Annotated in this window: 2 protein-coding genes and 1 pseudogene; 2 read left to right on the top strand and 1 reads right to left on the bottom strand. The window is 74.8% G+C overall.

Features of this window, described 5'->3' with window-relative positions; genetic code table 11:
- Positions 1-309: pseudogene (locus I59_RS03670) on the bottom strand (sensor histidine kinase); the annotation flags it as partial.
- Between the two features lie 95 nt (positions 310-404).
- On the opposite strand from I59_RS03670, the gene I59_RS03665 reads away from it, so the two are divergent.
- Together I59_RS03665 and I59_RS19095 are read left to right on the top strand one after the other, a co-directional pair.
- On the top strand, positions 405-980 hold the full coding sequence (locus I59_RS03665) for a hypothetical protein (RefSeq protein ID WP_031272739.1): 576 nt from the start codon (positions 405-407) through the stop codon (positions 978-980).
- A gap of 83 nt (positions 981-1,063) precedes the next feature.
- A partial coding sequence (locus tag I59_RS19095) for a hypothetical protein (RefSeq protein ID WP_042726430.1) occupies positions 1,064-1,656 on the top strand: 593 nt, incomplete at its 3' end.

Below are 1,656 nucleotides of genomic sequence, written 5' to 3'. Positions count from 1 at the left end.
ACGGGTTGAGAGGTCGCGGAAGCCGCCGCCGAGGACCGCCGCGGGGAACGCCGCGTAGAGGGTGCAGAGCAGCACCGCCGTGAGGGCCATGTAGCCGACGTCGGGTGGCAGGCGGCGCCAGGCCTCGCGGTAGAAGGCGCCGGCGGTCATCCCGGAGCCGGAACCGTTGCCGGTCGCGGCGACCGGCGGGGTCCCCTGCCAGCCGGGTGGCGGGGTCGGCTGCTCGGGCATGGGTCGTGTGGCTCCTGTCGGCAGCGATTCGTCGAGCGGGACGGTCTCGGCCTGGTCGAGGCGGGCGGTGTCGGTCATGACACCAGCCTCGTACCGGGGCCGTCGTCGACCCATCCTGCCGTCTCCCGGACTCGGGGTGGGGTTGTCCCCCCGTCCGGGCGTACGCTGCGGTCATGCGCAGGAGCACGGGGGAACGCTGGATCGCACTCGCTGCCGTGGTCGCGGCCCTCGCTCCCGCGCTGTCCGGCGTCCTGCAGTCGACGATCGTGTTCGTCCCGCAGACCTGGCTGGTCGCGGGCTCGGTCCTCGGTGCGCTCGGGGCCGTGGTGGTCCTCGTGGCGGCCTGGCTGACCCGTGCTCGGGCGACGGTGACCTTCGCGCTCGCCACGCTCCTGTCCGCGGTGTCGTGGCCCGTCCCCGGGATCGTGGGGTCCTTCGTGGCGCTCGTCGCGATCGTGCTGCTGTTGGCGTTCGGCGTCCAGGTGGTCCGCGGTTCGTCGGGCTTCCGACGGGTCCTCGGGTGGGTCGTGGCCGTCGGCGGCGTGCTGCTCGTCGTGTCGCACTTCGCCCTGAGCTGGTTCGCTCCGCTCGCGGCGGTGTCGCAAGCCGCCCTGGACCTCGTCGTGCTGGCACCCGGCGTCGTGCAGGCCGTCACGTACGCGGCGGCAGCGGTCCTGTTCCTGCCGCCGCTGCTGCGTCCGGTGCGGGACGCGGTCCGGACGCTCTGGTCGACCGCCGACGTCCGCTGACGGCGGTCCGCGTCCGCTGACGCCTGTCCACAGGTCGCCCGTCGAGGGCATCGGGGCCGTCCGCTCGCTGACAAGCTGACGGGGTGCCCGACGCGCTCCAGGCCCTCATCGACATCGCGGGGGTCCGGTGCGCGTTCGGCCGGTCGCTGCTGTCCGCAGCCCCGGACTGGACCCTGCACCTCGACCCGGACGTCACGGCGTGGGTCGTGACCCTGCACACGCCCGTCGTCCTGCACCGCGCAGGTCGGTACTGGGTGCTGCACCCCGGGGGCGCCGCGATCCTCCGCCACGGCGCCGCGATGAGCGTCGGGACGTCGGCGGAGGTGCACGGCCCTCCGGTGGACGACGAACCGCTCTGGCCGCGCCCGACCGGGGTGACGGTCGGCTCGGTGGCCCTCGGGCCGCTCGCCGACGAAGCGCTCGCCCTCCCCGTGTTCCTGGAGACGCAGCCGTCCGGGTCGCCGGAGCCCTCGGTGGTCGCGGCCGCCCGCGAGGTGGACAGCCTCTCGGTCCGCTGGGGGCGCGCGCAGGCCGATGCGCTCGCACTCCTCGTGGTGACCACCGTCCTCCGGCACGGTCCCCCGCCGGTGCTCGCGGCCGACAACAGCCTCGGCGCTGTCCTCGACGTGCTCTTCGACGCCACCCGGGCGGTCCCGGTCGCGGAGCTGCTCGCCGT

The sequence above is a fragment of the Curtobacterium sp. B8 genome, from assembly GCF_000333315.1.
Lineage (GTDB): Bacteria > Actinomycetota > Actinomycetes > Actinomycetales > Microbacteriaceae > Curtobacterium > Curtobacterium luteum.
The sequence above is the reverse complement of the archived record's forward strand: the minus strand, read 5'-3'. Positions and strand labels throughout refer to the sequence as shown.